Below are 26,518 nucleotides of genomic sequence, written 5' to 3' on the forward strand. Positions count from 1 at the left end.
TGGGATAGCCAATGCTAGGCGAATGGTGCGCCAATGATTTTCCTGCGGAGCAATACGAAGACCATCAGGCGAAAGGTCGTGGCCGTCCTGTGCACGGCGACCATCAGCTTCGTCGCTGCAAGTCTTCCCTATAAGGCAACCATCACCGGCTCTGCGCTCGAACTCTCCGTTCAGTCCGCCTTCGCCAAGAACGGCGGCAATAGCGGAAACGGGAAAGGCGGCGGCAATAGCAATGGTGGCGGAAACGGCAATGGAAAGGGCGGCGGTGGTTCGAACAGCAGCAGTTCGAACAGCAGCAGGTCGAGCGGGGCGAGCACAAAAGCCACGTCCGTGGGAGATTTCGGCTCCGTTTTAAGAATTCGCCACGTCGAAGGAATAAGCGAGGAGATCAAAGACGGCCGCTACATCATGAAAGACTCCCGAGGGCGCACCATTGTGAACCGGCGCGCGACTTCGGTCGATCAGAAGCGGCTGCTTTCTCTCATTGACTGAGCGGCCGGTCGAGCGCGTCGCGGAGCACCATCGCAGCCTCGGTGCGGTTGGCGACGTCAAGCTTCGCCATGATCTGTGTCATGTGGTGCTTGATCGTCTTCTCGTGAAGATTGAGCTGGCGAGCGACCTGCTTGTTGCTCATTCCCGACGCTACGAGATTGAGAACCTCCCGCTCTCTAGTGGTCAGGTTGTGGATCAAGTCGAACTTGCTTGCAGCGGCCGGCGCACCGTTGGACAGGAGCTTGGCCGAGAGTGTCGGAGCCACATAGCTTTCGCCTGAGGCCACAGTGCGGATGACATCCGCCAGCGCTCTCGATCCGATCCCCTTGAGGACGTAGCCCTTGGCGCCGCCCTGCAAGGCTGCCTTAACGTCATCGCCAGCCTCGGATACGGTGAGCATGACGATCTTCTGTAACGGAGCGATCTGAAGAATGAGCGGAACCGCCTCGATCCCGCTACCCGGCATGGATATATCGAGCAGCATCACGTCGGGGGCGAGGTTTTCGGCTATCTTCAGTGCATCGTCGCGCGAACCGCCTTCCGCTACGATTTCGAAGCCTTCGAGCTCCGATAGGCTCCTCGTCACTCCCTCTCTGAACAGAGGATGATCGTCGATCACCGCAACGCGAATTGCCGTCGTCATAGCTCCCCAACCTCCTCGATGCCGAGCGACATCCGGACAACAGTGCCCGGAGCGGCCGCGTTCAGTTCAAATGTTCCCCCAAGACTTTCTATCCGTTCTCTCAGACCGGCAAGCCCAAGGCTTGTCGGCCTTATCTTGTTCGGATCGAAACCAGGTCCGCCATCGGCTACCTCGATCTGCACCCTGTTGCCGTCGATGCTCTGCACGACGCGCTGCCCGATGCCTCCTCCATGCCGGTAAGCATTGTTAAGGGCTTCCTGCACAAAGCGGTATATGCATATCTTTGCCGAGGGGGAAAGGTGATCGGGCGGGCGGGACAGCGACAAATCCACGGCCGAACCGGTTCGCTGCTTGTGGGCGCGAACACAGCGCTCGAGTATCTCCGGCAAGCTCGCTGTTTCGATCTGCGGCAGGACCAGCCCGTTGCATATGGTCCTGATCTCGTGCATCGCCTCGTCGAGACTTGCCTTGATAGCGGCGGCCTCGCGCTCGCGCTTTTCCGTTGACGCCGAAGGGTTCATCAAAGCTTCGCTGTCCAGCCTCAGCGAGGCGAAAGCCAGGAGCTGCGCAGGGCCATCATGCAAGTCCGCACCGATGCGCCTCAGCATTTGCTCGTTGAGAGCAGTGGCCCTCTGCGACGCTTGCTGCAACCGTCCACGCAGCGTCTCGTTCTGCGACAGCAGCGCAGAAAGTTCCTCGACCCGCTGCTTAAGCGCGAGACGCTGCTTCTCGATCGTTCGGCCGCCGCGCATCACGATCGCGGAAAGCACGATGAAGAAGGCAAGCGTAAAGCCCGCAACGGCCAGCCACGTCAGGATTCTGGCCCGACCCAAGCTGAGCTGGAAATCATTGGCAATCTCGTGGAACTCTGAAACCGCGACGACCTGTCCCGACCAGGGCTGCAGCAGAGGATTGTAGATCTCGAGAAGCGGCTTATCGGCCGCACGCTCGGTTTCACCGTCCAGATCGTCGATCGGCTTGAACTGAGCGACCACCTGGCCACCGAATGCGGCCTTCAACTCGGGACTGAGCTCGAACCGTTTTCCGACCATGCTCTCTTCATTCGAGTAGAGGATGGTGCCGTCCGCACGCCAAAGGCGGAACGCCAGCAGCCGGTTGCCGAGCGCGCCATGACCAAGCGTCTCGTCGAGCGCACGCGAGACGGCATCGTCGAGCACTTCGGTCGTCTGCATGTCCGGCAGGAGTGGCGCGATTACGCTGTCGACGTAGAGCGCCGTCGTCGCCGCCGAGTTTCGGGTGACGGCGTCCTCTATGAGACTGGTGACGAAGGCGCCGACCACGAGCATTGCCGAAGTCGCGACGATGCCGCCGGCCATCAGGAACTGCTTCGCCAAAGGCTGCGCGTTCCATCGTGTGATCAAGTCTTTGGCGCGCACGACAAATCTCGGGCCTGTCCGCTCGATTCGCTGGCGGCACATCGTTCGATTGATGCCGATATAACTATCGTCTCCGATAGGCGGGTCAATGGCGCGCCACGTTCTGCGATAGTTGGTCGGACCTTTTGTGGCCGGTCCGTCAGACCTAGGTCCCACGAACCATCGCAATAGTCTGACCGCTGTGGTGCTGCGGCATCGCGCAAGCTACCGTCGATCTGGATAGAAATTTGACACCTCCGTTGATGAGGCGAGTGATACCAAAGGAGACCGGCTATGGCTATTTCCAAGACAATCGGAAGGAGCGTCCTTGCACTGGCGATCGCGGTCGCTCCGCTGGCAACCGTCACATTTGGTGCCTCAGGGGTCGCTTTTGCCAAGGGTGGCAATGGCGGCGGGAACGGCGGGGGCAATGGCGGCGGCAACGGCGGCGGCAACGGTGGCGGCAAAGGCGGCGGCAATGGAGGCAGCCATGGAGGAGGGCAGAGCAAGTCCCATACCGGCAGTGGCAAGCAGGACAAGGCACGGTCCGGCAAGAGCAATGGCGACAATCTCCTGAAGTCGCTCTTTTCGCGCGGCACCAAATCCAAGAAGACGATCAAGGCAGCCAAGCCGGTGAAATCCGGAAAGGTCGCGGCCGCCAAGCCGAAGAGCGTCGAACCTGAAAAAGTCAAGCTGGGCTCCGGGTTCAGTTCACTGAACCGGAATTATCACGCCTATCTCAACTCCAACGACCCCCGCATGGCGGCAATCTCGGCCTATGCGATTGCCTATGCCGAGTTCGAGGCTGAGAACGGCATTGACGCCATCCCGACCGATCCCGACTTGAGCGATGAAGCACTCCGCGAAGCGCTGGAAAGCTTCAGCAAAGACGGTGTCGTGACCGACGGCGACCTTCTCGGGGCCAAGGAGATCCTCGGCGTCGGACCAGCAGTCGGCAAAATTGACCAAATACGCGAGACGCTGCCGGACACTTCGGAAACTTTGGATACTTCAGACGTTTCGGATACGTTGCCCGAGGAACCCGAAACCGCCGGTCTGAATTCCGGATTCAGTTCGCTGAACAGGAATTATCACGCCTATCTCAACTCCAACGACCCCCGCATGGCGGCGATCTCTGACTACGCGATCAACTATGCCGAGTTCGAGGCCGAGTTCGGCGCCGACGCCATCCCGACCGATCCTGCCTTAAGCGACGAAGCGCTCCGCGAGGCCCTTGAAAGCTTCACGAAAGACGGCGTCGTGACCGACGACGATCTCGCCGAGGCAAAGGATATCCTCGGCGTCGGGCCGGAATTCGGCAAGATCGACGAGATACGCGCGACGCTGCCGGAGACGACTGATACTGAACTGGATGTTGCGAACTGAACCAAAGCGCGGACTGTGCCGACAGTATTCGACATCGGTCCGACAACCGGATGGGGCAGCTTGATCCATGAAGTTGGAGACACGTGACGACGCACTCGGCAGTGCCGCGCGCGCGATGCGGCACGGGCGGATCGGCTTTTCCCTGCAGCAGGTCAACGCCGTCAACGATTCGAGCGAGGTCCTCTATTCCGAGTGCCTGGGCAGGTTCGTGGAGCCTGACGGCACGGTCAGAACCCGCGGAGAATTCTCGGCACTGCCCGAAGCCGCGGCGGTTGATCGTGTCTTTGGCCTCGATCTCCTCGACCTGGCTTTCGAATGGCTCGCTTGTCATCCGTTGGATGTGCTCGGGTGCGACATCTCGGCCGAGAACATGGCAGACGAGCGAAGCTGCATGGTGCTGCACGATCTCTTTTCACGGCACAGCGCTTTGGCGACGCGCATGGTGCTCGAGGTCACCGAAAACCTGCCCCTGAAAACGCTCCCGGTCGCTGCGGACTTGCTCAAGTCTGCTCGCTCGATCGGGTACAGAATTGCGATAGACAAGTTCGGGACCGGCAACGCGCTGTCCATCCCGGCCGACCTCGTGAAAATCGACGCATGCTTCCCCCAGCACAGCCGGGGTGACGCAGCGCCGATCCTGCGTGACATGGTCGCTCTGGCCTCCTATGCGGTATCAATCGTGGTTGTCGAAGGCATCGAAACCTATGATCAGCTTGAAGCTGCCAGGAGCGCCGGAGCGACACATGTGCAGGGATTTCTCCTTTCGGAGCCAACTCTGCCGCCCATCTATTCGCGCAGCGCAAAGGCCTTCGAGCGAAGGCATCGACCGTTGTCGCACGGCGCGCACTTCGCGCAGCGGTCCTGGCGCCTGTAGCGGTCGGGCTCGCAAACAACCTGCTCATGCTGCTCGAGGGCCGGAGGTCGGCTTAGCGCACGTTGCCCGAACGCATTCCCTCAGCCAGCGATGGGCCGGATCGGCATCGAGGCGGGGGTGCCAGAGCATCGACACGGTGATCTCGGGAATGGAGACCGGCAGGGGAAAGCTGAACAAGCCCAAACGAAGATTGCCAGTGTGGCGCTCTGGAACGGTGGCGACCATGTCCGAGCTTCGCGTCAGCGCCAGCGCGGGTGAAAAACCGCCGACGGTCGCGGCGATCTCCCGTTCCAGTCCGATCATCTCCAAAGCGTCATCGATCGGTCCCTTCTCGGGCCGATGGCGGGCGACGAGGATATGCCGCCCAGCGGCGTAGCGGGCAGGCGTGATCTCGCCCCGGCAGAGTTCGTGTCCGACACGCACGACGCCGACGAAACGGTCCCTGAACAAAGCCTGCGTACGGACCTCCGGGCTCTGGCTCCTGCCCAGGACGCCGGTCTCCAGGTCGACGCTTCCGTCTCGTAGCGGCGTGCTGTCCTTGTCCAGCTTCGGAACGAAGCGCAGCCGCACGCCCGGCGACTCGGCATTGACAGTGGCAATCAGGGCCGGCCCGAAATTCTCGACGAAGCCATCGCTGGTGCGCAGCGTGAAGGTCCGGACCAGCCGCCCGAGATCCAGCCGGTCGGCAGGCCTGAGCACCGCTTCCACCTCCTCCACCAGGCGGCCGACCCACTCGCTGAGTTCGAGCGCACGGGGTGTTAGGACAAGACCGCGTCCGGCCCGCACCAGCAGCGGGTCGCCCATCGTTTCGCGCAGCCGCGCCAGTTGCCGGCTCATGGCGGAGGGGCTCAGCCGCAGCCTTCGCGCGGCGCGGGCGACGCTGCCCTCGGAGAGCAGAACATCGAGGGTGACGAGGAGATTGAGGTCAGGGTGCGTCATGGGGGCGACGATAGCACACAGATCGACATCGCGTCAGATGCACGAATGAAGTGCAAACGGTGCGCCTTCCGCCATGTCCGGCGACGGTCTACCTGTCGTCCGACGCTTTTTGAGAGGGACGACGACGATGACATCCTACCCACAGGAGACGTTTGCTGCAGGCACGGAGCAGGCGGTCTCGGTCCGCTGGACGCTGGCCAGCCTTTCCCTTTCCATGCTGCTCGCCTCCTTGGGAACCAGCATCGCCAATGTCGGCTTGCCCACCCTGGCCGGGGCCTTCTCCGCCTCGTTTCAAGAGGTGCAATGGGTCGTGCTCGCCTATCTCCTGGCTACCACCACGTTGATCATCAGCGTCGGCAGGCTCGGCGATATCGTCGGCCGCCGCAAGCTGCTGCTGGCTGGCATCGCCCTGTTCACGATGGCCTCGGCCTCGTGCGCGGCCGCTCCGCATCTTTCCTGGCTCGTCGCGGCAAGGGCCGTGCAGGGCCTGGGCGCCGCGGTCATGATGGCACTGGCGATGGCCATGGTCGGCGAGGCCGTGCCAAAGGAAAGAACCGGCAGTGCCATGGGGCTGCTCGGCACCATGTCCGCGATCGGGACGGCGCTCGGCCCTTCGCTGGGGGGCGTGCTGATTGGCGGCTTCGGCTGGCGAGCGATCTTCCTGGTGACGGTGCCCTGCGGTCTCCTGGCTCTGTTTCTCGGCCACCATGCCCTGCCTGCAGCTCGACCGAGAGCAAAGTCCACCAGACCCGCCTTCGACGTCATCGGCACGCTGGTGCTGGCCCTGACGCTTGGCGCCTATGCACTCGCAATGACCATTGGAGGCGGCACGTTCGGCACGATCAACCTGATTCTGTTGCTGGCGGCGATCTTCGGCATTTGCGCTTTCCTGTTCGTGGAGTCCCGCGCGGCCTCGCCCCTGGTCCGTCTTGCGACGCTTCGCGAACCGCGGCTGCGATCGGGCCTTGCGACGAGCATGCTCGTCGCGACGGTCATGATGACGACATTGGTGGTCGGGCCGTTCTACCTGTCGCGCGGCCTGGGACTGGATGCGGCGCTCGTCGGCCTGGTGATGTCGGCCGGACCGGTCGTCTCGGCGCTGGCGGGTGTGCCGGCGGGGCGGCTCGTGGATCGCTTCGGCGCGGGGCGCATGGCTGCGGCAGGTCTCGGCATCATGGCAATCGGCTGCCTCGCACTCTCCGTTGTTCCGCAGCCGTTCGGCGTCGCGGGCTATGTCATGCCTCTCGTCACCCTCACTGCCGGCTATGCCCTGTTCCAGGCGGCCAACACTACCGGCGTGATGAAAGATGCGCGCCCCGAGCAACGTGGCATCGTCTCCGGCCTGCTGAACCTCTCGCGCAATCTCGGGCTCGTCACCGGCGCGTCGGTCATGGGCGCGGTCTTCTCCTTCGCCGCGACGGCGAGCGCCTTTACGACAGCCGATGGCGTCGCAGCCGCGGCCGGCATGAGGGCCACTTTTGCCGTCGCCACGGTGCTGGTCGTCTTTGCCGCCGCGATTGCCGTGGCAAGCCGCGTCCACGTGGTCGAGCCCACACCCGAAGAGACAGAGGGGGTCGGCTCGTAGCGGCGCCTTCTCTAGTCGGCGTGTCGGTGTCAAGCGATTTTTCAGAGCTGAGTCGAGGAGGTCTGGATTGGGCCCATACTCACCGTCGCACAATCTGCTAGAGTGACCTAATGTTCGCGACCAATCCGTACGAGTTTCGCAGAGCGACCCTGGATGATCTCGCTTTACTGAAGGCGTGGCGGTCGAACCCGCATGTCCTGGAATGGTGGGGTTCTGGTGAGCAGTATGGTGAAGCAGAACTGGTTGATCCTCGGGTGGCTCGCTGGATCATTTCAATTAACGAACGGCCCTTTGCGTTCTTGCAGGACTACACGGTGCACGGATGGGAAGATCACCATTTTGCCGGTCTTCCCAAGGGGTCGCGGGGAATTGATCAATATATCGGAGACCCCGAAATGGTCGGCGTTGGACATGGTTCAGCGTTTATCGGAATGAGGATGCAGGCTCTTTTCGATGAGGGCGCACCTGTGATCGCGACCGATCCGCATCCAGACAATGAACGGGCGATAACCGTCTACAAGAAGTTGGGGTTCGAACCGTCTGGACCACCTCAAGAGACCGGATGGGGCTTGATCTTGCCAATGCTGGCGAGGCGGTAAGCAGAATGGATGCAACGCTGTCCAGCCGAAATCGCCGCTCTACAGAAAGTAGGCGATCATTGGCTGCGTCCGGCTTGTGCAGCGTTTGACATCGTTTCGCGGCCCGCGCTTCTCTCCGGGATCGGCACTTGGCCCTCCCATGATGGGGTCCAATAGATGATGTGGTCCAATCTATGCTGCATCCTGATGACGGATCATCGGTATAAACGCCGCCACGAACTTACATCACCATCGTCCGCGAAGGACGTCTTCCGCCGCTCCGCGGAACTTTTAATTCCTGCCGCGGTCGCCCTTTATGGCTGGCGACTATGCCGCTGCGGTTGAGTTATTCTCCTCCTGCGTCCAGCGGAATTCCAAGCCATCCAGCCACATGCGATGCATGACGACCGCGAGCCTGCACGCCAATGCCACCTTGGCTTTCTTACTACCACGCCGCTTCGCAATGTTTCATTGCCCACGCCTTCAACCAGCACCATTTCACCACGCGCGTCATCATCGACTGGGCAGCCTCGTGGAGCAGCTTTCGCATCATGGCATCCCCTGGAGAGAGACATGACCGACCGGGCTCACTTCGCCGGATTGATGGAGAACGGGTGTAACTCCAAGAACGGCTCCTACCGATCGCCAATGACGGAACCGGGCGGGAACCGCAAGGAGCGTGCCAGGTTGTGAATGTGACGCGCGCCAATGCCGCAACACCCGCCGACGATCGACGCACCGGCTTCGACCCAATCGCAGGCAAAGCGCGAGTAGCGGTCGGCGGTCAGGTCGACGCGGGTGTGATGGAGCGTTTCATTGGCTGCGCCTTCGGCTTCTTTCGCCTCGAAGGCGTTGGCGTAGACGCCGATGACGATATTCGCTCGTCTGTCCCGGAACGTCGCAGCCGCAACAGCCACGGCGCGGGCCATGACTTCCGGACGGCTGCAGTTGAACAGAAGCGCCTCGGCACCGGAGCCGGCCGCCCAGGCGGCAGCCGCGGCCACGGTTTCCCCGGATCGGAGCTTCGGCTCGTCGCCTTCGAGGGCCCCGGGCTCATCAGTCAGGGTGAAGGAAACCCAAAACGGCTTGCCGGTCGCGGCAACGGCGGCGCGGACAGCATCCCCTTCCGCGATCAGGCTCAGGGTCTCGCCGAGCCAGACGTCGACATAGGGCGCCAATCCTTCGACGAGGACCTTCAGATAGTCCTGCACGCGCTCGGGATCGAAGCGTTCCGGCTCATAGGAGCCGAAGATCGGCGGCAATGAACCCGCGACCAGGACCTTCCGGTCGGTCCTCTCATCGGCGGCCTCTCGCGCGAGTTTTCCGGCCAGTTCGATCAGCGAGCGTCCCTCGGAGCGGAAACGCTCTTCGCCGATGTGAAACGGCACGAGCGCATAACTGTTCGTCGTGATCACGTCCGCTCCGGCGTCGATGAATTCCCTATGAACTCTTCCGACGATCTGAGGAGCCTCCATCAGCGCCAGGGCGGACCATTCCGGTTGCCTGAGTTCGGCGCCGAGGCGGATCAGCTCCCGGCTCATGCCGCCGTCGAGAATGCGTATTTGGCTCATTGATGATGGGCTCCAGTTGCTCGCTTCAGCGCCGGATGACCGAAGACGTCGTAAGCGGTCCGGGGCGCCTGGGAATATGGATGGGATCTCGCTGCGGTCTTCATCGGAGCGCCTGATCCAGGTCTGCGATGATGTCCTCGACGGCCTCCAGACCGACGGAAAGCCGGAAGACGCCATCGCCGGCGAAGGCGCGGTAGTCGTCGAGTTGCGCCCCTTGCAGCCGATAGGTGGACTTCATCATCTCGTTGGTGTCGAGAAGGACGACGATGCTGCGCTGGTGGCCGAGCGAAAAGGCGTAATGCACCACTCGCAGCCGATCGGCGAGCCGGACCGCCATTTTTTGCTGGTCGTCCGTCTGGAATATCAGGATGCCGCCGAAGGTATTCATCTGGCGGTTTGCCAGCGCGTACTGGGGGTGCGTCTCCAAGCCGGGATAGATGACCGATTTGACGCCCGGATGATCGCAAAGGAAACGGGCAATACGCATCGCCGAATCGGACACTGCCCTGAGCCTCGGGAAGAGCGTGTCGATGCCGCGCATGATGAGCCAGGCGTTGTGAGCCGACAGCGACGCACCGAGATAGACGCCGGCCCGCGAGCGGATTTTCTCGACCAGCTCCTTGCGGCCGCAAACCACGCCCCCGAGGGCGTCGCCGTGGCCGTTGATGAACTTCGTCAGCGAGTGAATGACGAGATCGACGCCAAGGGCGAGCGGCCGGGTGGCAACAGGCGTGGCAAGCGTGGAATCGACCGAAACGATTGCCCCGTGCCGATGGGCGAGCGCCGCCACAGCGCAAAGATCGGTCAATCGCAGGATCGGGTTGCAGGGGCTTTCGCAATGGACGAGCCGCGTGCTGGGACGGAAGGCAGCAGCGACTTCGTCGAGGCGCGCCATGTTCACGGCGGTCACCTCGATCCCGTAGTCGGGCAAGATCCGCCGGGCCAGCTCGTTGGCGCCCGCGTAGCAGACATCGCTGATGATCAGGTGATCGCCCTTCTTGAGGCAGGTCAGGAAGGTGGCGGCGATCGCCGCGACGCCAGTCGCGGTCGCAAGCGCGTCGTCGGTGCCCTCGAGGGCGGCCATCCGCTGTTCGAGCTGCCGCACCGTCGGATTGGTCCAGCGCGCGTAGAGGAATGGCAGCGCCGTCAGATCCTCGACGCCGTCGGCCGAAAAGGCACCGTCACCGGGGGTGAGCATATTGTTGACCGACATCGAGATATTGGGGGCGATCGCCCTCGTCGTCGGATCGATCTCCAGCCCACCGTCGAGCGCGAGGGTTTCCCAGTGCAGAGACGGGCGGCCGACCGCAGGCGGCCGGATCATCGTCTGGCTGCGGTCCTCCGCCATGACTATCGGGATCGCCTGATCCGAGGACATGAAAAACCTTTCCCAGATGCGTTTCGACACGGACTCTAGTGCTCGCTCAATGTTTTTGGCCGCTCAGGAGCTGCCGAACTGCCGAGAAAAGGCGCCATAGGGGCCTCGTGCGCGGCCAAATCGATAAGCCCCTCGCGGCGCTAGCGCCGCACGGGAACCTGGGCTTCGACGATCTTGAAGGCGCGGGTGATGATAAGCGTCAGGCAGACATAGAAGACCGTCACCACCATCAGCGGTTCGTAGACCAGCAGTGTGTCCTGTCTCACCCTGTAGGCCACGGCATAGAGGTCCATCACCGTCACCGTGAAGGCGAGAGGTGTTGCCTTCAATTGCAGCACGACCTCGCCGGCGATCGTCGGCAATGCGATGCGGATGGCGCGCGGCAGCCAGATACGCCTGAGCAGCGTCCGTGAAGACATGCCGAAGGACCGGCCGGCCTCGAGCTCGCCCTTGGGAACGGCGAGAAGCGCGCCGCGCAGCACCTCGGCCTCGTAGGCCGCATAGTTGAGAGTGAAGCTCACGGCTGCAAAGAAGAAGCCTTCGCGCAGGACCGGCCAGAGGAAGCTTGCGCGCAGGCCCGGGATCATCGGCAGGAGCGAGCCGACGCCGTAGTAGAGCAGCCACAGCTGGATCAAGAGCGGCGTTCCGCGCAGGCAGGTGCAGTAGCCGCGTGCCAGCAATTTGAGCCAGCGCGGGCCGATCACCTGCGCCAGGGCAAGGCCGATCGCCAGAACGAAGCCAAAGCCGACCGAAATGACCAGCAGCAGCACGGTCTGAACTGCGCCTGCGGCAAGCAGCGGCCAATAGGAGAAAATCCACGAGAAACTCATGAGGCCCTCCTATGCGGTCTTCGGCTGGCCGCGCCGGAAGCGGGTCTCGAGCGCCGAGAAGACGACGTTGGAGAGCAGCGTTATGGCGAGATACAGCGCGGCGGAGGCGAGGAAAAACAGAAAGTAGTGCTTGGTGTTGCCTGCGGCGATCCGGGTCGCCAGCGCCAGCTCCTGATAGCCGACGACGGCGATCAGCGCGCTATCTTTGGTGACGCACATCCAGAGATTGGCAAGGCCCGGCAGCGCATTCGGCATCAACGCCGGCAGCACGATGCGGCGGAAGCGGAGCCGCGGTCTCATGCCGAAGGCGGCAGCCGCTTCGACCTGTCCGATCGGAACGGCGAGGATCGCCCCGCGAAACACTTCGGTCATGTAGGCGCCCTGGACAATGCCGAGCACCGCGACGGCGGCGACGAAACCGTTGATCTCGATCGGCGGAAGGCCGAGTGCCGCCAGGAGGCGGTTCAGCCCATCGGTCCCCGCATAATAGAGGCCGATGATCAGGATCAGCTCCGGGATGGCGCGAACCGCCGTCGTATAGAGATCGAGGACGAGCAGAACCGGACGGTTACCCTTCAGCTTGCCGATCGCGCCGATAAGGCCGATGACGATGCCGACGAGATAAGCGCCGAGCGAAATCAACACGGTCGAGAGCGCTCCGGCAAGCAGCACGCCTCCCCACCCGGGCGGGTAGGGGGAGAGCAGTTCCAGGAGCGATTGGCTAGATGACATTCGGATCTACCTGATTGCAATCAAAGGCAGTGGGCAATCGGCGCATGACCCGTCATGCGCCGATTGCCCCTCCAGTCATTCGCCATAGGGATCGAAGTCGAAATACTTCTTGGAGATCTCGGTATATTTGCCGCTGGCCCTGACGGCGGCGATCGCCGCATTGAGCTTGTCGCGCAGTGCCGTATCGTCCTTGCGCAGCCCGCCGCCGATGCCGGTTCCAAGGATCGCCGCGTCGTCCTTGACGTTGCCCTTGTCTTCGCAGCAATCCTTGCCGAAATCCGATTTCAGGAATTCCGCCAGCGGAATGGCATCGCCGAAGACATAGTCGATCCGGCCGGCGGTCAGGTCCTGGAAGGCTTCGTCGAGCGTCGCATAGGTCTGTTCCGATGCCTTGTCGGCAAAATACTTCTTGTAATATTCGGACTGGATCGTCGAGACCTGTATGCCGATGGTCTTGTCGGCAACATCCTCGGGGGCAGCTCCGATCTTGCCGTCCTTGGCGCCGATCAGCTTGCTCGGCGTGTTGTAGTATTTGTCGGTGAAGTCGATCGTCTTCTTGCGTTCGTCGGTGATCGACATCGACGACCAGATGACATCGAATTTCTTCGCATCGAGGCCGGGGATCAGGCCGTCCCAGGACATGTCGACGATGGAGCAGGTCTCCTTCATCTCCGCGCAGACCGCGTCCATCAGCTCGATTTCCCAACCGACCCATTTGCCGGACGGATCCTTCGTGAAGAAGGGCGGGTAGGCTTCGTTCATGATGCCGAAGCGCACTTCCGCATTGGCCGCACCTGCAAGAGAGAAGGCCACGCCGGCCATCAGGATGGAAAACAACTTCATTCGACTACCCCTTCTAGTTTTCGTCGGAATGGAAACGGACGCATCAATGGCTGAGAGCACCGGTGAACGCGCGGCAGCGGGCGCTGAGCGGCGCGCCGAAGACCTGGGCGGGAGGCCCTTCTTCCTCGACGCAGCCCTGATCAAGAAACATCACGTGACTGGAGACGTCCCGGGCGAATTTCATCTCGTGCGTAACGAGCAGCATCGTGCGGCCCTCTTCGGCGAGCTCGCGGATGACCTTCAGCACCTCGCCGACAAGCTCGGGATCGAGTGCCGAAGTGGGCTCGTCGAAAAGCATCAGCGCCGGATCGACGCAGAGCGCGCGGGCGATCGAGGCACGCTGCTGCTGTCCACCCGAAAGGAACGCCGGATAGGCGTGCCGCTTGTCGTAAAGACCGACCTTGGAAAGCAAGGCCTCGGCCCGCTCGATCGCTTCCTTGCGGTTCATTCGCAGAACATGAATGGGCGCCTCGATGACATTTTCAAGCACAGTCATATGAGCCCATAGGTTGAAACTCTGGAACACCATGCCGAGGCCGGACCGGATCCGTTCGATCTGCCGCCAATTGGCCGGATGGGAGCGCCCCTCCCGGCTCGGCTTCATCAGGACCTCTTCGCCGCTGATAACGAAGCGGCCGCGGTCGGGAATCTCCAGAAAGTTGATGCAACGGAGGAAGGTGCTCTTCCCGGAGCCCGAAGAGCCGATGAGGGAAATGACGTCGCCCTTGTGTGCCGACAGCGACACGCCCTTCAGGACCCGGTGATGTCCAAAGCTCTTGTGGACGTCTTCGACCAGCAAGGCGGCGGCCGTTTGCTTCATTCCTGTCGGTCCCCTTGCGTTTTTTAGTTATTTGGTCGGCAATAATATTGCCTTGCCGGGCGGCTTTGCCGCGCATTTGGCGTTCAATATGCGGAATTTGTGCAGAAGTTCGGCGAACGTGCGGCCAAGCTCCCAACCACACCGGAGGCCCATGATGTTCGGCGGCACTCCCATTACAATAGGACAACGACGCGCTCAATGACGCGGAAGTTTCGTCCTCGCGCGCCGGAAAAAGGCGTACATGGCCCGAATTTGGGGCGACGTGCCGCGCCAATGGGGTATAGGCTGCGGCAAATCACCGAGGCGAGGAGACAATGACGGAGCCACTGGACCAATTCGATCGGAAGATTCTCGAGATCGTGCAGCGCGACTGTCAACTCAAAGCGGAGGCGATCGGCGACATCATCGGCCTTTCGGCGTCCGCCGTTCAACGCCGCCTCAAGCGGATGCGCGAGGACGGGATCATTTCCGCCGAGATTGCCCTGGTCGACCGCAAGATCGCCGGAAATCCGATGACGTTCATCGCCGGCATGGAGATCGAGCGTGAAAATTACGATGCTCTGGCGAAATTCCGCAGCTGGGTCGATAAGCAGGATCACATCCAGCAGGTCTATTACGTGACCGGATCGGTGGATCTCGTGGCAATCATCACCGCCGAGGACGTCACTCAATACGACGAGATCACCGCGCAGATCATGTCACAAAATCCTCAGATCAAGCGAATCCACACGAATGTCGTACTGAAAGATGTGAAGCTCGGAATGTTCGTTCCCGTGGCTTCCGACTAGTGCCACATTCCGGTGAGGCGGTGCCGGTGGAACTGAGCAGGCAGCGGTTATCAGGATGATCTATTTTACGAGTGACACGCATTTTGGCGAGGCGCGGGTGCTCAGCATCGATCGTCGGCCGTTCTCCAACCTGGCCGATCATGATGCTGCGCTCGTCGCCAACTGGAACGAAACGGTCTCGCCGGAGGATGAGATCTGGCATCTAGGCGACTTTGCCTCGAGGAAATCGGGCTTTGCGGAAGGTTTGCTCTCCAAACTAAACGGCAGGAAGCATCTGATCGTCGGCAACAACGATCCGCTCGCCACGGTCAAAGCGAGCGGCTGGCAGAGCATACAGCACTACGCGGAACTCTTGGTCGACGGGCGTCTGCTCATTCTCTGCCACTATCCGTTCCGAACCTGGAACCAGATGGGAAAGCGGTCGATCGATCTGCACGGCCACTCCCACGGCAAATTGAAGCCGATGCCTCGGCAGTTCGACGTGGGCGTCGATGCCAGAGATCTGCGGCCGGTCAGTCTCGCAGACATTCTCCGGAGCCGCGCCTGAAGCCATAGCCCACGTGCCTCGACGGGAACGACTCGTCTTCTGAATTGTTTTCGCACGAGATCGGCGGCCGTGGCGAGGTGCTTATGCAAGGAGACCTGTTCGGAAATCCGGTCGGCAATCTGCCGGAGGGCTTTCGCTACGAGCCGGACATCGTCCCTCAGAAGATTCAAGAGGATCTCCTCGGGGCAATACCGCAGCTTCCGTTCAAGCCTTTCGATTTCCATGGTTTCGAAGGCAGGAGACGGGTGATCTCCTTCGGCTGGAAATACGATTTCAGCACGGAATCGCTTCGGGAAATCGACCCTATCCCGCCGATGCTCCTGCCGGTGCGCCAGTTGGCCGCGGATTTCGCCGGATTGCCGGCAGAGGGGTTGGAACAGGCGCTGGTCACGGAATACGACATCGGGGCGCCGATCGGATGGCACAAGGACAAGGGAGTCTTCGGCAACGTCGTCGGGGTGTCGCTCCGGTCCGCTTGCACGTTCAGACTGCGCCGTCGATCCGGTGGAAAGTGGGAGCGCGCTTCGATCGTTCTCCAGCCCGGTTCGGCCTATCTCCTTGCCGGTCCATCTCGCAGCGAATGGGAACATTCCATTCCGCCGGTGAACCAACTGCGATACTCGATTACCTTCCGGCAGCTGCGTACGAAAGAAGGCGGGCGCTGAGCACGTCGTTCCCGGGCCGGACCATAGCGGCTGGGCATTCGTTCATGCAAGCGCGCCGTCGGCGACATCGAACGGCGACGGGGACTGTCCCGCGTCGATCAGTTTCGTGGCCATCATGTAGGCGCGCGCATCATTGATCGCGTCGACGGCGAGCAGTTTCTCGCCGGCGAAATACCAATAGGAGCACGAGCCCGGCCTGGCGCCTTTTCTCTCGACGATCCGGTCGTAGCCGCTGTTGAGCCCGGCGATCTGCAGCTTGACGTCGAACTGATCCGACCAGAACCATGGCCTCGGGCGATAGTCGCGGTTCGCGCCGAGGATGTTGGCCGCAACGGCCCCCGCCTGGTCGATCGCGTGCGGCACGCTCTCGATGCGCAGGCGGCGGCCATCCATCAGGAAGGAGGCGCAATCGCCGGCCGCCCAGATCCCGTCTGCGGAAGTCCTTCCCTGAGGGTCGACGCAGACGCCGTTTTCCAACGCCAGTCCAGCCGCGTCGGCGAGCGCCACGCTCGGGCGGATTCCGATGCCGACGATGACGAAATCGATGTTGATGCACGAACCATCCGAAAGCCGTGCCTTGCGGACGCGGTTCTCCCCCTCCAGGCTGACGAGCCCGATGCCTTCGAGGAGCCTGACACCGCGATCGGCATGAAACGAGCGGAAATAGGCGGAGGTCTCGGGAGCGGCGACGCGGCCGAGGATGCGGTCCTGGAGTTCGACGAGCGTCACATCGACGCCCGCCTGTTTGAGTGCGGCGGCGACCTCCAGCCCGATATAGCCGCCGCCGATGATCAAGGCGCGCTTTCCGGAGGCGACATGCGGCGTGATCTCTTCGACGTCGCCGATCGTTCTCAGCGTGAAGATATTGGCGCGCGCTCCGCCGATATCGGCCGGCAGACGGATGGGTGCTGCGCCCGTCGCAAGCACGAGGTCGTCATAGGCGAGGCTCTCCGGACCCAGTTCGATGCGCTTCTCGGCCGGTACGATCCGCGTGACCTTCGTTGCGAGCCGCAGATCGATGCCGCGTTCGGCGTAGAACGTGGGTCCACGCAGCGCGAGCCTGTCGGCAGCGAGCTTGCCAAGCAGATAGGCCTTGGAAAGGGGTGGCCGCTGATAGGGCGGGTGCAGTTCGTCGCCGATCGACATTCCTCCTGGACTGGCGGGTAGGTTGGACGGGGCCGGCTTACACGTCCCAGGCGACCGGCAGAAAAACGGGACCGCGGAACACCCATCCGTGGATCCGCGCCGGCGCATCCGGTTGGAGGCGCAGGTTCTTCAGGCGCGAGAAAAGCATCGGCACGACGATCCGGCCGACCATCTGGCGGGCAACCCAGGCGCCGGCGCAAAAATGGGGGCCGGCGCCGAAGGCGAGATGCGGCTGCTTGGGGCGGAAGAGGTCGAAGTTATCCGGGTTCTCGAAACGGCGGTCGTCGCGATTGGCCGCGCCGACGCAAAGGCCGAGCTGGTCGCCCGCCCGCAACTCTACGCCGGAGAGTTCGACATCGCGGGTCACGCGTCGCGGATACATGCCGATCGGCGAGATCCAGCGCACCGCCTCATCGAGAGCCAACGGCCAGAGATCCGGGTTGGCCATGACGGTGGCCAATTGAACCGGATTGGAAAGGAGCCCCAGCGTCAGCGAAAGAATGGAATCGCGCGGTTCGTTGAGGCCGCCACCGATGATCACCTTGATATTCGCCCGGATCTGCTCAAGGTTCATCGGGTGATCAGCATTGACCATCGAGGACAGCACCGCCGGATTGGGGTTCTGGCGATGCCAGGGGAGGACCGCGTCGATTGCCGCATCGACGCCCGCGGCAGCTCCCGTCGCCCGGGCGGAAATTGCAGGATCGCCGGAATAGTTGCCGGCGCCATCCATCAGCGCCTGCGACCAATGCGCCAGCGTCTGCCAGGATAAATCCTTGAGGCCGAGAAGTTCGATGAGGGCGAGCGACGCCATCGGCGCCGCCAGCGCATCGAACAGATCCGCCTCGCCCCGGCTTTCAATTTCCGAGACGAGCCGGTCGCTGATCGCCTCGAATTGCGCCGCCCAGTGGTTCTTGATCGTGCCCGGCCGGAAGCTGACCTCGATCGCCCGACGTTCGATGGCGTGCGCTTCGCCGTCCTTGCGCATCATGGTGTGGCCCATGACCTTGTTGACGAGCGAGCCCGGATTGCTCGAGGCAAAGGTCTCGGAATCGCGCTCGATCGTCATGATGTCATCGAAGCGCGTCACGAGCGCGAGCCGGGCGGTATCCACATAGACGGCCGAGGCCATGTCGCGCAGGCGCTTGTAGATGGGATAGGGGTCGGCCAGCAGATCCGAAAAAGCAATGTCCGATACGACGGGAACGGCGAGCGCCATCTTGTCCCTCCCTGACAATCCGTTGCACTTGATGGGGGGACGTTACCTCGCACGGAGACCATCCTTCAATTCGATGACTTGGATTGAGGATATGCAGTAATTGCATAAGCTTTCGTCGGAACGTATCCTGCGGCAGACGATGTCGCGGGGATCGAATGGGGCAGAAGCAGCATCTGGACGGGATCGATCTCGGCAGCCTCAAGGTTTTGGTGCTGGTTTGCGATCTCGGCTCTTTCTCGGCGGCTGCGAACCGCCTGCAGGTCAATCAGTCGACGGTGAGCTATACGGTGGAGCGGCTGAGGACGGTGTTCCGCGATCCCTTGTTCCTCAGGCAGGGCAACCGGATGTTGCCGACGGAGAAATGCTCGGAACTGACCGAAACCGTCCGCCGCATGCTCGACCAGCTCCTCGCATTCACGGCCGAGCAGACTTTTGATCCTACCTCGGCCACGGGAGCGGTCACCGTGTCCTGCAATTTCCACGAACGGCAGATCGTCATGCCGGAATTCTGCGCGCGCCTCAGGCGGGCGGCGCCGAACGTCCGTCTCGTGGTGCGCGAGTCTGCCGTGCACGGCAAGCGACAGTTGAAGCAGAATGAGTGCGACGTCGTGCTCGGCCCGATCGAGATATTCGGGGAGGCCTATTTCCGCACCCATCTCTTCACCGACCGCTATGTTTGCGTGATGGATCCGGGCAACCCTTTGGCGCAGGCGCCGCTCAGCCTCTCGGACTATCGCTCCGCGCGGCACATCCAGGTGAACCACAACGGCGAATGGCGGGGACTCTATATCGCGGCGCTGGGCGCCAAGGGCATCCCCTTCGAACCGGCCGTCGTTCTTCCGAGCCATGACAATCTCGAACGTATCATTGCCGGAAGCGACCTGATCGCGACCATTCCCGGCCGGCTTGCGCATGGGTTGAGCGACAGGCTGAGCGTGGTGGACTTTCCGCTCGACGTGCCAATCCATATCGACATGTACTGGACCGCGCGCACCGCACAGTCGGGGCTGCACCGCTGGGTGCGGCAGTTGCTTGCCGAGGTCGCCCGGTCGCGGCCGGAAGGAGATGGGGCGTCTTAGAGCGTCACTGCGCGACTCGGCGAGGCTACTCGGCGGCGACGTTCGCGCCGCTTCTCGGAAGGCCGCCGCTGAACAGGTGGCCGGCATGTTCCACCACGTTTTCGGTGGTCTCGCGGATATGGCGCTCGATGAGATCGCTCGCCCGTTTCGGATCGCGGGCCAGAACAGCTTCCATGATCGTGCGATGCTCGACATCCTTTTCACGCCGGAATCACGCTGGTCGGCGCCAGCATCTCGAACAATTCGCCGGTCGATCTCACCCAGGTCACGCCGCTTGCGCGCCTGACGGGCGACCCGCTTGTCGTCGTGGTTCCGAAGGATTCGCCGATCCGGACGATCGACGACCTGCTCGCCACCATCGAGAAGGACGTGGCGACCACCATCTGGGTGGGTGGATCGGCCGGTGGGGCCGACCATATCCTGGCGGCGCTGATCACCAAGTCGGCGGGCGCCGACCCGAGCAAGATCAACTATGTCGCCTATTCCGGCGGCGGCGAGGCACTGGCCGCCATGCTCGGCGGTCAGGCGACCGCCGGCGTCTCCGGCTATGGCGAATGGGAAGGGCAGATCAAGTCGGGCGATCTCCGGGCGCTTGCCATCTCCTATCCGGAGCCGATCGAAGGCATCGAAGCCAAGCCGCTGAAGGCGCAGGGGCTCGATATCGAGCTCGTCAACTGGCGCGGGATCTTCGCTCCTCCGGGCGTCGAAGGCGAGGACCTCGAGGCGCTCAAAGCCGCCATCGACAACACCGTCAAGTCGCAGCAATGGAAGGACATCGTCAAGGCGCGCGGCTGGACGGACTACTATGCCCCCTCCGACGAGTTCACTGGGTTCATCGCCTCCGAAACCGAACGGGTCCGCACGATCCTGACGTCGATCGGCCTTGCACAGTGATGACTGCAGAGGGGAGGCGTTAGCCTCCCCGACTACCGATGAGGATTTCATGACCGAGAGTAGCTTGAAGCAGGCAAACCGCCCGGCCGTGGTCGTTGCCATCGTGCTGTTCGCCGTGGCGGCGGTGACCTACTGGGATGCGAGCCAGATGACCGCCCGCGCCACCTATGGCATGGGCGCCAATGCCGCCTCCTATTTCAGCCCGCGCCACCTATGGCATGGGCGCCAATGCCGCCTCCTATTTCATCTGTCTCTTCCTGGCTGTGCTGGGTGTCGGGCATTTGCTCACCGCTTTCCAGACGTCGGCCGTTGAAGCTGACGACGCCGACTGGAAAGCCATCGGCTGGATCGCGGTCGCCTTGTCGGGACTGATCGGCTCGATCTTTCTGGGCGCCGGTTTCGTCCTCGGATCGACCCTGCTGTTCGCCTTCACTGCACGGGCATTTGGCCGCAAGGCGCTGCTCGTCGATCTCGCAATCGGGGAGGTCATGGGCCTCATCATATTTCTTCTGTTCAACAAGCTTCTGAGCCTCGCCTTGCCGCAAGGTCCGTTCGAGCGGCTGTTCTAGGATCGGGGCAATGGACGCAATCAACCTGCTCATCGATGGTTTCTCGCTGGCGATCCAGCCGGCCAACCTCATTTTCGCGGCCATCGGCGTGTTCATAGGCACGGCCGTCGGCGTGCTGCCGGGCATCGGCCCGGCGCTCACCGTCGCACTTCTGCTGCCGGTGACGTTCAAGCTCGATCCGGGCGGCTCGATCATCATGTTCGCCGGCATCTATTACGGCGGCATGTATGGCGGCTCCACCACCGCCATCCTGTTGAACACGCCAGGCGAAAGCGCCGCCGTCGTCACCGCGCTCGAAGGCAACAAGATGGCTCGCTCCGGGCGTGGCGGCCCGGCGTTGGCGACCGCCGCGATCGGATCCTTCGTGGCCGCTTTGGTCGCCACCGTCGCTTTGGCTTTCCTGGCGCCGCCGCTCGTGAAGGTCGCGGTCAAGTTCGCTCCTTGGGACTATTTCGGCCTGATGCTAATTGCCTTCGTCACCGTCTCGGCGACGTTCGGCTCTTCGCCGCTGCGCGGCCTGACGAGCCTCGCCTTCGGCCTCTGGCTCGGCCTCATGGGGCTCGACCAGCTGACCGGGCAGGCGCGCCTCACCTTCGGCGTGCCGCAATTGCTCGACGGGGTGGAGGTGACGACGCTTGCGGTCGGGCTGTTCGCAATCGGCGAAGCGCTCCATGTCGCTTCGCGCCACCTCTACAAGCCGGAAAAGCCTATTCCCGTCAAAGGCTCGATCTGGATGACCAAGGAAGACTGGTCGCGTTCCTGGAAAGCCTGGCTGCGCGGGACGGTGATCGGCTTTCCGATCGGCGCGCTGCCGGCCGGCGGCGCGGAAATCCCCACCTTCCTGAGCTATACGATGGAGAAAAGGCTGAGCCGCAAGCCTCAGGAATTCGGCTCGGGCGCGATCGAGGGCGTCGCCGGCCCGGAGGCGGCAAACAACGCCTCGGCCGCCGGAACGCTGGTTCCGCTTCTGACCCTCGGCCTGCCGACCTCGGCAACGGCCGCCGTCATGCTGGCCGGCTTTCAGCAGTACAATATCCAGCCGGGTCCGCTCCTCTTCACCCAGCACGCCGATCTCGTCTGGGGGCTTGTCGCCAGCCTCTTCATCGCCAATGTGATGCTGCTGATCCTCAACCTGCCGCTTGTCAGTCTGTGGGTGAAGCTGCTGCGCATTCCGCCGCCCTGGCTCTATGGCGGCATCCTGATCTTCGCCTCCATGGGCACGATCGCCGCCAATCCTTCGGTCGTCGAACTGCTGTTGCTCAGCGCATTCGGCGTAGTCGGCTTCCTGATGCGGCGGTACGATTATCCCGTCGCTCCGGCGGTGGTCGGACTGATCCTCGGTCCTTTGGCCGACAACGCCCTCAGGCGCTCGCTGCAGATGAGCCTCGGCGATCCGATGAACTTCCTGCAGCATCCGAGCTCGGCCATCATGATCGGGATCGCCACCATCGCCCTTATCGCACCTTTCGTGTTCAGCGGATTGTCGCGCTTCAAGCATGACGAGGATTGACGTCGTTATGCGGGCTTTGCAATCGCGCTGCTGAATGCATAAATCGACGTTGAGCTCGTTCGTTACCGAGCCGAAACCAAACGGCGAACCATGGCAAGACAAAGTGTGTCCCCGCAGATCACCGCGAACATCCTGGAATTCGTGAAAACGAACCAGATGCGCGCCGGCGAGCATCTGCCATGTCAAATGCTCGCCGATGCGTTTCGCGTTTCCCGCGCCCCGGTCAATGCCGCATTGAAGAAGCTCGAGACGATGGGAATCGTGCGCGCCGAGCCCAATCGCGGCTACTTTCTGACGATGGACGCGGCAAAGGTCGAGACGGCGAAACCCGACGGTCAGCCTCGGCGCGAGGAGGAGGACCCGCTCTACTTCCGCATCGCCGAGGACCGTCTCGCCGGCAAGCTCGAGGAGCGCGTCAGCGAAAACGAGCTGATGCGGCTTTATGACGTCGCCCGCAGCCGGCTCTTGAAAACCCTGCATCGGATTGCCGAAGAGGGCTGGATGGAGCGCCTGCCGGGCAACGGATGGGCCTTTCGCGAAACGCTGACCTCGCGCCAGAGCTATGAGGAGGGCTACGTCTTCCGCGCGGTCATCGAGCAGCAGGCGATGCTGTTGCCGACGTTCGAACCGAACCCGGAGGAGTTCAGGAAGGCCCGCGCCGTGCAGACGGCTTTGGGGCAGGGCGGTTACGAGACCTGGTCGCGCGCCGAGATATTCAAGGCGAACAACGACTTTCACGAAATGCTCGTCGCCTGTTCGCAGAACGACTTCTTCCTCGATGCGATCAAGCGCATCAATCGGCTGCGCCGGCTGATCGAGTATCAGATCACGATCGACCGCAGCCGCCTGCCTCGGCAGACGAGCGAGCACCTGCACATCCTCGACCTCGTCGAGGCGGGACGCAGAACCGAAGCGGCGGCATTTCTCTACACGCACATCATGGGGGCAAGCCGGATCAAGACGCCGCAGGTCTGAGAGCGCGAGGATACGGCGCTGTCCTAGGGGCTTTGTTTTTCCTCGAAGGCTTCTCTGTCCGGAGACCCTGATCTGCCTCTACTTGCCGATATTTAGTGACGCCCGTTGGCGCTCGGCGCCCGGCGTCGGCCAATTCATAGCATGTCGCCTTGCTGACTACCCCAACCCAAAGAACGCCAAGACAGCGAGCACGACCACAACGAGTCCAACCAGGTAAATTATCTGATTCATTGTTCACTCCTTTCATGGGCAATGAACGGAGTTCTTCGCGGGTATGTTCCAAACCAACATGTCGGTGTGCCGTGAGAGGAGGGTGTTGCGCAGCTTTCGCCGCACGATCTAGATTGCATTTTATGATTATAATATATAATTTACCTCCCGAAGGCTCAGGAAGCCGCTCATTCTCGAGACGGAGGAATCAATGCCCGAGACTAAGCTGGCACATCTCGGCGTCAACGGCGTGGATTATACGATTGTGGATCTTCCCGCTGAGGCAGGCGAGGCGTTGACGCGTCTTCCCTATATCCATCGCATCCTGCTCGAGAACGTGCTGCGCGCCGCCGGGGACGATGCAGCGAGGTCGAAGGACGCAATCCTGGCATGGCTTGAGACCGGAACGAGCGAGCATGAGATCCCGTTTCTGCCCAACCGCGTCCTCATGCACGATACCACCTGCGGTCCGGCGCTCGTCGATATCGCCGGCATGCGCTCGGCGCTCGCGGATGCCGGCGGCGATCCCGCCTTGCTCAATCCGGTCGTGCCGGTAGACGTCTCAACGGATCATTCGGTGGGCGTCGATTTCTTCGGACAGGCGGGCTCGCTCGCAAAGAACATGGCGCGCGAGTTCGAGCGCAATGCAGAGCGCTATCGCTTCATGAAATGGGCCACCAATACGCTGAGTGGTTTCACGGTGCATCCGCCCGGTACCGGGATCATGCATACTCTCAATCTCGAAAGGCTTGCCACCGTCGCGACAAGCAAGCTCGTCGATGGCGTGCTCTGGGCGATGCCGGACACGCTGATCGGCACCGACAGCCACACGCCGATGATCAACGGCATCGGCGTGCTTGCCTGGGGCGTCGGCGGGCTCGAGGCGGAGAGCGTCTTCTTCGGGATGCCGGTGACGCTCCGGGTTCCGGACGTCGTCGGAGTGAAGTTCACCGGAGCCCTGAAAAGCGGCGTGCTCGCAACCGATCTGGCGCTCACCGTCACCGAACAGCTTCGCAGGATCGATCTGCAGGACCGCTATGTCGAATTCTTCGGCCCCGGCGTTTCGACGCTGACCGCCGGCGACCGCGCAGTGGTCGCCAACATGACGCCGGAGTTCGGCGGAAACAGCGGCCTTTTTCCGATCGACGAGCAGACAATCAAATATCTCGAGATGACGGGGCGCTCGCGCGATCAGGTCACGTTCGTCAAGGCCTATGCCAGGCGCGCCGGCCTATGGTTCGATCCGCACAAGGAGCCGCGCTACACAGCCGTCGTAGAGGTCGATCTTTCGACCGTGGAAGTCAGTCTTGCCGGACCGACGCGCCCGCAGGACCGGATCTCGGCCGGGGCTACCCTCCAATCGATCCGACCCATGCTCCCGGAGCGCGGCGAAGACGAGCAGCCGGGCCGCCCGGAGGACGGCGCGGTCGCGATTGCCGCGATCACCAGCTGTACCAACACGTCCGATCCGCGGCTCGTGGTCGCGGCGGGGCTCCTGGCGCGCAAGGCACGGGCCTTCGGACTGAAGCCACCCGATTGGGTGAAGACGTCGCTCGCACCCGGCTCGCCCACGGCGGAGCGATACCTCAGGCGCGCCGGGCTCCTCGAAGACCTCGAAGCGGTCGGCTTCGGCATCGTCGGCTATGGCTGCACCACCTGCATCGGAAATTCCGGGCCGCTGACGGCGCCGATTGCCGGCGCCATGGAAGAGCGCGGCATCGTACCGGTTGCGGTGCTATCTGGTAACCGGAATTTTCCGGGCCGTGTCCACCCGCAGCTCGAAGCCGGCTTTCTCGCCTCGCCGCCGCTGGTCGTCGCCTTTGCGCTGGCCGGGACCGTCAAGCTCGATATTCTGACCGATCCGATCGGAACAGCCGCCGACGGCAGCAACATCACCCTTTCGATGCTGTGGCCGACGAGCGCCGAGATCGACGAGGCGCTCGCGCTGGCATTGAGCGCGCGCGATTTCAAGCCGGCCTATGATGCGGCGGAAGCCAGCCGCGTCTGGGGCGAACTCGACGCGCCGACCACGACGCTCTTTCCATGGGACGAGCGTTCCACCTATATCCGTAGGGCCCCCTTTGCCGCCTTTGGCAACGGTACCCTGCTCGGCAGCTACGAGGCGCATCCGCTTCTTGTTGTTGGGGACGACATCACCACCGACCACATCTCTCCGGCCGGCGCCATTCCGGCGAGCGGCACGGCCGGCAGATACCTTATAGAACGCGGCGACAGCCCGGTGGACCTCAACGTCTTCGCGTCCCGGCGCGGCAATTGGGAAGTGATGGTGCGCGGGCTGTTCACCAACAAGACGGTGCGCAACAAGCTCGGCGACGTTCCGGCGGGCTCCACCATTCACGCGCCCTCCGGCGAGGTCCTGCCGCTCTGGGACGCAGCTCGTCATTATCGCGCAAACGGCCAGTCCGTCGTCGTATTCGCCGGTGAGCGCTACGGCATGGGCTCGTCGCGCGACTGGGCGGCGAAAGGGGTGTCGCTGCTTGGCGCCCGCGCCGTGCTGGCCTTGAGCTTCGAGCGCATTCACCGCTCCAACCTGATCGGCATGGGGATCTTGCCGTTGCGGCTGCCGGCCGAGTTCGGTCCCGACCGGTTGAACCTGGAACCGGGAGATGTCGTCGTTATCTCGGCCGATCCGAAAACGATTGCCCCTCGATGCGCGATTCCGGTGACGATCCGCAGGAAGGACGGCAGCAGCGTTTCCTTCGAGGCAAGCGCGGCCATGGAAACCAATGTCGAAATCCGCACCCTGAAGGCCGGCGGCATTCTGCCCTTCATCCTCGATAAGGTGCTGAATTCATCCCGCAAGGCAGAACCGGGGGGCGCCGGTTGCGCGTAAAAAGAGGGGATTGGG

25 protein-coding genes and 2 pseudogenes are annotated in these 26,518 nt (G+C 62.5%); 14 read left to right on the top strand and 13 right to left on the bottom strand.

Features of this window, described 5'->3' with window-relative positions:
* Positions 1–33: 33 nt before the first annotated feature.
* Positions 34–492, top strand: coding sequence for a hypothetical protein (locus tag CO676_RS29245; RefSeq protein WP_014763369.1), 459 nt, complete (start codon positions 34–36; stop codon positions 490–492).
* On the opposite strand, the gene CO676_RS29250 is transcribed toward CO676_RS29245, so the two are convergent.
* Both CO676_RS29250 and CO676_RS29255 read right to left on the bottom strand, forming a co-directional pair.
* Positions 482–1,135 (bottom strand): response regulator transcription factor, encoded by a 654-nt coding sequence (locus CO676_RS29250; protein ID WP_097523666.1) that lies wholly within the window; start codon positions 1,133–1,135, stop codon positions 482–484. The genes CO676_RS29245 and CO676_RS29250 overlap by 11 nt on opposite strands.
* Complete coding sequence (locus tag CO676_RS29255) at positions 1,132–2,574, bottom strand: sensor histidine kinase (protein WP_097523667.1); 1,443 nt, start codon at positions 2,572–2,574, stop codon at positions 1,132–1,134. The genes CO676_RS29250 and CO676_RS29255 overlap by 4 nt, the downstream gene beginning before the upstream one ends.
* A gap of 231 nt (positions 2,575–2,805) precedes the next feature.
* On the opposite strand from CO676_RS29255, the gene CO676_RS29260 reads away from it, so the two are divergent.
* Both CO676_RS29260 and CO676_RS29265 read left to right on the top strand, forming a co-directional pair.
* Positions 2,806–3,897, top strand: a complete 1,092-nt coding sequence (locus CO676_RS29260) for a hypothetical protein (protein WP_097523668.1) — start codon at positions 2,806–2,808, stop codon at positions 3,895–3,897.
* Positions 3,898–3,964: 67 nt separating this feature from the next.
* Complete coding sequence (locus CO676_RS29265) at positions 3,965–4,771, top strand: EAL domain-containing protein (protein ID WP_097523669.1); 807 nt, start codon at positions 3,965–3,967, stop codon at positions 4,769–4,771.
* Between the two features lie 24 nt (positions 4,772–4,795).
* On the opposite strand, the gene CO676_RS29270 is transcribed toward CO676_RS29265, so the two are convergent.
* Positions 4,796–5,710, bottom strand: coding sequence for a LysR family transcriptional regulator (locus tag CO676_RS29270; protein ID WP_097523670.1), 915 nt, complete (start codon positions 5,708–5,710; stop codon positions 4,796–4,798).
* Between the two features lie 127 nt (positions 5,711–5,837).
* Here CO676_RS29270 and CO676_RS29275 point away from each other — a divergent pair, with 127 nt between their 5' ends.
* Both CO676_RS29275 and CO676_RS29280 read left to right on the top strand, forming a co-directional pair.
* Positions 5,838–7,295: an MFS transporter gene (locus CO676_RS29275; RefSeq protein ID WP_097523671.1), complete on the top strand. Its 1,458-nt coding sequence runs from the start codon at positions 5,838–5,840 to the stop codon at positions 7,293–7,295.
* A 110-nt stretch (positions 7,296–7,405) separates the two neighbouring features.
* A complete protein-coding gene (locus CO676_RS29280) occupies positions 7,406–7,894 on the top strand; it encodes a GNAT family N-acetyltransferase (protein WP_097523672.1) in 489 nt (162 codons plus the stop codon).
* A 306-nt stretch (positions 7,895–8,200) separates the two neighbouring features.
* On the opposite strand, the pseudogene CO676_RS36415 reads toward CO676_RS29280, so the two are convergent.
* From CO676_RS36415 to CO676_RS29315, 7 genes and pseudogenes are all read right to left on the bottom strand, one after another.
* A pseudogene (locus CO676_RS36415) lies at positions 8,201–8,548 on the bottom strand (transposase); the annotation flags it as partial.
* Entirely contained in the window at positions 8,509–9,444 is a 936-nt protein-coding gene (locus tag CO676_RS29290) for a homocysteine S-methyltransferase family protein (protein WP_097523673.1), read from the bottom strand. The gene CO676_RS29290 and the pseudogene CO676_RS36415, both read right to left, overlap by 40 nt.
* Before the next feature lie 100 nt (positions 9,445–9,544).
* On the bottom strand, positions 9,545–10,822 hold the full coding sequence (locus CO676_RS29295) for an aminotransferase class I/II-fold pyridoxal phosphate-dependent enzyme (RefSeq protein WP_097523674.1): 1,278 nt from the start codon (positions 10,820–10,822) through the stop codon (positions 9,545–9,547).
* A 140-nt stretch (positions 10,823–10,962) separates the two neighbouring features.
* The gene (locus tag CO676_RS29300) at positions 10,963–11,652 is read right to left on the bottom strand and encodes an ABC transporter permease (RefSeq protein ID WP_097523675.1); all 690 of its coding nucleotides are present in this window, start codon (positions 11,650–11,652) and stop codon (positions 10,963–10,965) included.
* A gap of 9 nt (positions 11,653–11,661) precedes the next feature.
* Entirely contained in the window at positions 11,662–12,384 is a 723-nt protein-coding gene (locus tag CO676_RS29305; RefSeq protein WP_014763381.1) for an ABC transporter permease, read from the bottom strand.
* A 75-nt stretch (positions 12,385–12,459) separates the two neighbouring features.
* The gene (locus CO676_RS29310) at positions 12,460–13,227 is read right to left on the bottom strand and encodes a transporter substrate-binding domain-containing protein (protein WP_097523676.1); all 768 of its coding nucleotides are present in this window, start codon (positions 13,225–13,227) and stop codon (positions 12,460–12,462) included.
* Positions 13,228–13,270: 43 nt separating this feature from the next.
* The gene (locus CO676_RS29315; RefSeq protein ID WP_097523677.1) at positions 13,271–14,047 is read right to left on the bottom strand and encodes an ABC transporter ATP-binding protein; all 777 of its coding nucleotides are present in this window, start codon (positions 14,045–14,047) and stop codon (positions 13,271–13,273) included.
* Between the two features lie 314 nt (positions 14,048–14,361).
* On the opposite strand from CO676_RS29315, the gene CO676_RS29320 reads away from it, so the two are divergent.
* The 3 genes from CO676_RS29320 to CO676_RS29330 all read left to right on the top strand — a co-directional run bounded on the left by CO676_RS29320 (position 14,362) and on the right by CO676_RS29330 (position 16,047).
* The gene (locus CO676_RS29320) at positions 14,362–14,835 is read left to right on the top strand and encodes an Lrp/AsnC family transcriptional regulator (protein WP_014763385.1); all 474 of its coding nucleotides are present in this window, start codon (positions 14,362–14,364) and stop codon (positions 14,833–14,835) included.
* A 55-nt stretch (positions 14,836–14,890) separates the two neighbouring features.
* Positions 14,891–15,382 (top strand): metallophosphoesterase family protein, encoded by a 492-nt coding sequence (locus tag CO676_RS29325; RefSeq protein WP_014763386.1) that lies wholly within the window; start codon positions 14,891–14,893, stop codon positions 15,380–15,382.
* An 83-nt stretch (positions 15,383–15,465) separates the two neighbouring features.
* Complete coding sequence (locus CO676_RS29330) at positions 15,466–16,047, top strand: alpha-ketoglutarate-dependent dioxygenase AlkB (RefSeq protein ID WP_014763387.1); 582 nt, start codon at positions 15,466–15,468, stop codon at positions 16,045–16,047.
* A 42-nt stretch (positions 16,048–16,089) separates the two neighbouring features.
* Here CO676_RS29330 and CO676_RS29335 read toward each other — a convergent pair whose 3' ends face one another.
* Positions 16,090–17,193: an FAD-dependent oxidoreductase gene (locus CO676_RS29335; RefSeq protein WP_245424529.1), complete on the bottom strand. Its 1,104-nt coding sequence runs from the start codon at positions 17,191–17,193 to the stop codon at positions 16,090–16,092.
* Positions 17,194–17,230: 37 nt separating this feature from the next.
* Positions 17,231–18,412: a cytochrome P450 gene (locus tag CO676_RS29340; protein WP_014763390.1), complete on the bottom strand. Its 1,182-nt coding sequence runs from the start codon at positions 18,410–18,412 to the stop codon at positions 17,231–17,233.
* Between the two features lie 155 nt (positions 18,413–18,567).
* On the opposite strand from CO676_RS29340, the gene CO676_RS29345 reads away from it, so the two are divergent.
* Positions 18,568–19,491 (top strand): LysR family transcriptional regulator, encoded by a 924-nt coding sequence (locus tag CO676_RS29345; protein ID WP_097523678.1) that lies wholly within the window; start codon positions 18,568–18,570, stop codon positions 19,489–19,491.
* Positions 19,492–19,516: 25 nt separating this feature from the next.
* Here CO676_RS29345 and CO676_RS29350 read toward each other — a convergent pair.
* Positions 19,517–19,675 (bottom strand): annotated as a pseudogene (locus CO676_RS29350) (GntR family transcriptional regulator); the annotation flags it as partial.
* Positions 19,676–19,722: 47 nt separating this feature from the next.
* On the opposite strand from CO676_RS29350, the gene CO676_RS29355 reads away from it, so the two are divergent.
* The 5 genes from CO676_RS29355 to acnA all read left to right on the top strand — a co-directional run bounded on the left by CO676_RS29355 (position 19,723) and on the right by acnA (position 26,503).
* On the top strand, positions 19,723–20,385 hold the full coding sequence (locus tag CO676_RS29355) for a tripartite tricarboxylate transporter substrate-binding protein (protein WP_280952064.1): 663 nt from the start codon (positions 19,723–19,725) through the stop codon (positions 20,383–20,385).
* Between the two features lie 182 nt (positions 20,386–20,567).
* Positions 20,568–20,954: a tripartite tricarboxylate transporter TctB family protein gene (locus CO676_RS29360; RefSeq protein WP_245424534.1), complete on the top strand. Its 387-nt coding sequence runs from the start codon at positions 20,568–20,570 to the stop codon at positions 20,952–20,954.
* A gap of 10 nt (positions 20,955–20,964) precedes the next feature.
* Positions 20,965–22,464 (top strand): tripartite tricarboxylate transporter permease, encoded by a 1,500-nt coding sequence (locus CO676_RS29365; RefSeq protein WP_097523679.1) that lies wholly within the window; start codon positions 20,965–20,967, stop codon positions 22,462–22,464.
* Positions 22,465–22,554: 90 nt separating this feature from the next.
* Complete coding sequence (locus CO676_RS29370; RefSeq protein WP_097523680.1) at positions 22,555–23,439, top strand: GntR family transcriptional regulator; 885 nt, start codon at positions 22,555–22,557, stop codon at positions 23,437–23,439.
* Between the two features lie 421 nt (positions 23,440–23,860).
* A complete protein-coding gene (gene acnA, locus CO676_RS29375) occupies positions 23,861–26,503 on the top strand; it encodes an aconitate hydratase AcnA (protein WP_097523681.1) in 2,643 nt (880 codons plus the stop codon).
* Positions 26,504–26,518: the final 15 nt, after the last annotated feature.

This window comes from Sinorhizobium sp. BJ1 (assembly GCF_002531555.1).
In the GTDB taxonomy this organism is placed as follows: Bacteria; Pseudomonadota; Alphaproteobacteria; order Rhizobiales; family Rhizobiaceae; genus Sinorhizobium; species Sinorhizobium fredii_B.

Coding starts and splice junctions, on each gene's coding strand:
- CO676_RS29255 (WP_097523667.1), bottom strand. CDS start 2,574: ATGTGCCGCCAGCGAATCGAGCGGACAGGCCCGAGATTTGTCGTGCGC.
- CO676_RS29345 (WP_097523678.1), top strand. CDS start 18,568: ATGGGGCAGAAGCAGCATCTGGACGGGATCGATCTCGGCAGCCTCAAG.
- CO676_RS29335 (WP_245424529.1), bottom strand. CDS start 17,193: ATGTCGATCGGCGACGAACTGCACCCGCCCTATCAGCGGCCACCCCTT.
- CO676_RS29365 (WP_097523679.1), top strand. CDS start 20,965: ATGGACGCAATCAACCTGCTCATCGATGGTTTCTCGCTGGCGATCCAG.
- CO676_RS29340 (WP_014763390.1), bottom strand. CDS start 18,412: ATGGCGCTCGCCGTTCCCGTCGTATCGGACATTGCTTTTTCGGATCTG.
- CO676_RS29360 (WP_245424534.1), top strand. CDS start 20,568: ATGCCGCCTCCTATTTCAGCCCGCGCCACCTATGGCATGGGCGCCAAT.
- CO676_RS29260 (WP_097523668.1), top strand. CDS start 2,806: ATGGCTATTTCCAAGACAATCGGAAGGAGCGTCCTTGCACTGGCGATC.
- CO676_RS29330 (WP_014763387.1), top strand. CDS start 15,466: ATGCAAGGAGACCTGTTCGGAAATCCGGTCGGCAATCTGCCGGAGGGC.
- CO676_RS29290 (WP_097523673.1), bottom strand. CDS start 9,444: ATGAGCCAAATACGCATTCTCGACGGCGGCATGAGCCGGGAGCTGATC.
- CO676_RS29265 (WP_097523669.1), top strand. CDS start 3,965: ATGAAGTTGGAGACACGTGACGACGCACTCGGCAGTGCCGCGCGCGCG.
- CO676_RS29310 (WP_097523676.1), bottom strand. CDS start 13,227: ATGAAGTTGTTTTCCATCCTGATGGCCGGCGTGGCCTTCTCTCTTGCA.
- CO676_RS29275 (WP_097523671.1), top strand. CDS start 5,838: ATGACATCCTACCCACAGGAGACGTTTGCTGCAGGCACGGAGCAGGCG.
- CO676_RS29315 (WP_097523677.1), bottom strand. CDS start 14,047: ATGAAGCAAACGGCCGCCGCCTTGCTGGTCGAAGACGTCCACAAGAGC.
- acnA (WP_097523681.1), top strand. CDS start 23,861: ATGCCCGAGACTAAGCTGGCACATCTCGGCGTCAACGGCGTGGATTAT.
- CO676_RS29305 (WP_014763381.1), bottom strand. CDS start 12,384: ATGTCATCTAGCCAATCGCTCCTGGAACTGCTCTCCCCCTACCCGCCC.
- CO676_RS29300 (WP_097523675.1), bottom strand. CDS start 11,652: ATGAGTTTCTCGTGGATTTTCTCCTATTGGCCGCTGCTTGCCGCAGGC.
- CO676_RS29295 (WP_097523674.1), bottom strand. CDS start 10,822: ATGTCCTCGGATCAGGCGATCCCGATAGTCATGGCGGAGGACCGCAGC.
- CO676_RS29245 (WP_014763369.1), top strand. CDS start 34: ATGATTTTCCTGCGGAGCAATACGAAGACCATCAGGCGAAAGGTCGTG.
- CO676_RS29320 (WP_014763385.1), top strand. CDS start 14,362: ATGACGGAGCCACTGGACCAATTCGATCGGAAGATTCTCGAGATCGTG.
- CO676_RS29325 (WP_014763386.1), top strand. CDS start 14,891: ATGATCTATTTTACGAGTGACACGCATTTTGGCGAGGCGCGGGTGCTC.
- CO676_RS29370 (WP_097523680.1), top strand. CDS start 22,555: ATGGCAAGACAAAGTGTGTCCCCGCAGATCACCGCGAACATCCTGGAA.
- CO676_RS29280 (WP_097523672.1), top strand. CDS start 7,406: ATGTTCGCGACCAATCCGTACGAGTTTCGCAGAGCGACCCTGGATGAT.
- CO676_RS29250 (WP_097523666.1), bottom strand. CDS start 1,135: ATGACGACGGCAATTCGCGTTGCGGTGATCGACGATCATCCTCTGTTC.
- CO676_RS29270 (WP_097523670.1), bottom strand. CDS start 5,710: ATGACGCACCCTGACCTCAATCTCCTCGTCACCCTCGATGTTCTGCTC.